The sequence below is a fragment of the Actinomadura sp. KC216 genome (genome assembly GCF_004348535.1).
Classification (GTDB): Bacteria; Actinomycetota; Actinomycetes; order Streptosporangiales; family Streptosporangiaceae; genus Spirillospora.
In genome coordinates this window covers 1-2,337 of sequence record NZ_SMJX01000571.1, presented here as the reverse complement: position 1 = coordinate 2,337, position 2,337 = coordinate 1, and the positions used below count along the sequence as shown (strand labels likewise).

The 2,337-nt window shown below is 71.0% G+C and carries 2 protein-coding genes; both read right to left on the bottom strand.

Translation table 11 applies throughout. The features are described from left to right. Positions 1 to 718 (bottom strand): phosphoribosylaminoimidazolesuccinocarboxamide synthase (locus tag E1264_RS42035; protein WP_132183086.1); only part of this gene is annotated, 718 nt, incomplete at its 3' end. Between the two features lie 69 nt (positions 719 to 787). Next, a complete protein-coding gene (locus tag E1264_RS42030; protein ID WP_132183084.1) occupies positions 788 to 2,254 on the bottom strand; it encodes an ornithine decarboxylase in 1,467 nt (488 codons plus the stop codon). Positions 2,255 to 2,337 lie beyond the last annotated feature (83 nt).

Below are 2,337 nucleotides of genomic sequence, written 5' to 3'. Positions count from 1 at the left end.
GGGTGCTGCTCCAGTCGCGGACGTACTGCTTGTCGAGGGAGTGCTGCGGGCCGCCCGGCTGCCACTGGTCAGCGGGCCAGAAGCGGGACGAGTCGGACGTCAGAACCTCGTCGCCCAGGGTCAGGGTCCCGTCGGCGGCGCGTCCGAACTCCAGTTTCGTGTCGGCGATGATGATGCCGCGCTCGGCGGCCAGGGACGCGCCGCGCTTGTAGATATCTAGGGTGACCTGCTTCAGGTGGGCGGCGGTGTCGGCGCCTATCTCGGTGACCACGTCGTCGTAGGTGATGAACTCGTCGTGTCCCTCGGTGGCCTTGGTGGTGGGGGTGAAGATCGGTTCGGGGAGTTTCGAGCCTTCGACCAGGCCGGAGGGGAGCGGGACGCCTGAGACGGCGCCGCTCTTCTCGTACTCCTTGAGGCCCAGGCCGGTCAGGTAGCCGCGGGCTATCCACTCGACGGGGAGCATGGTGAGGCGGCGGCAGCGGACGGCGCGGCCCTCCCACTCGTCCGGGACGTTCGTCGCGGAGATGATGTGGTTCGGGATGATGTCGGAGAGCTGCTCGAACCACCAGAGGGAGAGCTGGGTCAGGATCTTCCCCTTGTCGGGGATCAGGGTCGGCAGGACGACGTCGTACACGCTCACCCGGTCGGACGCGACGAGGATCAAGTCGTCCCCGTCCGCGTAGACGTCCCTGACCTTGCCCGAGTGGACCAACTCCATGACGCTCCTCAACTCGTCGTCCGCCGAAAAGGGAGTCTGGCACAGGGGTTGGGCGGGGCCGTCGTCTGGTCAGTGCTCTATGAAGACCCGGACCGTCTTGACGGAGGAGTCCGCCGCGTCCGGGACGACCATCCCGGCGTCCACGCCGCTGCGCAGGTACTCCATGACCGGGGCGGTGATGCGCTCGCCGGGGAGGACGACGGGGATGCCCGGCGGGTACGGGGTGAGCATCTCCGCGCAGACCCGTCCGACGGCCTCGTCCGCGGAGACCTGTTCGGCGGGGCCGAAGAAGGCGTCGCGGGGGGTGACGACGAGTTCGAGGCGCAGCTCGTCCGGGGCCGGGACCTGGACCTGCTCCGCCACGGGCTCGATGTGCTCGCGCAGGTCGCGCAGGGCGGTGAGCAGCGGCGCGACGGTGTCCTCGCCGTCGGCGAAGGTGAGCTGGGCGCTGATCCGGCGGTGGTCGGCGAGATGCAGGTTGACGCGGTGGTGCTCGCGGAGCCAGTCGGCGGCCCGGTACCCGGTGGTGCCGAGGTCGGCGATGTCGATGACGACGGGCAGCGGGTCAAGGTCGTGGGCGCGGCCGGGGCCGGGGCCGGTGAAATCGTCCGGCCCCTGGACGTTGAAGCCGGGGATCGCGGCGATCTGCTCGCGGACGCGGGCGGCCAGGTCGAGGGCGTCCTGGAGTAGGTCCCGGCCATGTTCGACCATCTGGCGGCGCCACCCGTCGAGGCCCGCGTAGAGCAGGACGGACGGGCTCGTGGTTCCCAAGAGGTCTTCGCGGGCCTTGAGGACTGATGGGTCGACCAGGCTTCCCTGCTGGTGGAACACCGAACCCTGCTCCAGCCCGGCGCCCATCTTGTGGACGCTCGTCACGCACACGTCGGCCCCGGCGTCCATCGCCCAGGTCGGCAGGTCGGGATGGAAGGGGAGGTGCGCGCCCCACGCCTCGTCCACGATCAGCGGTTTGCCGCGCTCGTGGCAGGCGGAGGCGATGGCGGCCAGGTCGGCGCACGTCCCGTACGGGGTGGGGCTCGTGACGAGGGCGCCGCGGGCGTCGGGGTGCTCGTCCAGCCGGGCCGCGAACGCCTCGGCGGACGGCGGGTGCGCCAGCCGCCGGGACGGGTCCCATTGCGGCTCCACCCAGATCGGGCGGACGCCGGAGAGGATCAGGCCGGACACGACCGACTTGTGCGCGTCCCGTCCGACCAGGAGCTTCTCCCCGGGGCCCGAGACGGACAGCATCGCGCTCTTCACCGACAGGCTGCTCCCGCAGGTGGAGAAGAACGTCTGCTCGGCGTGAACGGCGTCGGCCATCAGCTCCTGCGCGCGCTCCAGCACCCCGTGGCTGGACGTGCGGTCGTCCAGGCCAGAGATCGCGAGGAGGTCGGAGTGGAACACCGCGTCGCCCAGTACCTCCCGGACGCGCGGGTCCGCGCCCCGGCCCTGCTTGTGGCCGGGCGGGGTGAACGGGACCTGGCCTTCCCGGTGGTACGCGGCGAGGGCATCGAGGACGGGGGCCTGCGAATGGTCCATGTCCGGCGTCTTCCCGGGCCGATCCTGATCTAACGGGCCCGGCGGATGGGGGCGCGGCGTGAATGGGGCGGCCGGTGTCGGGT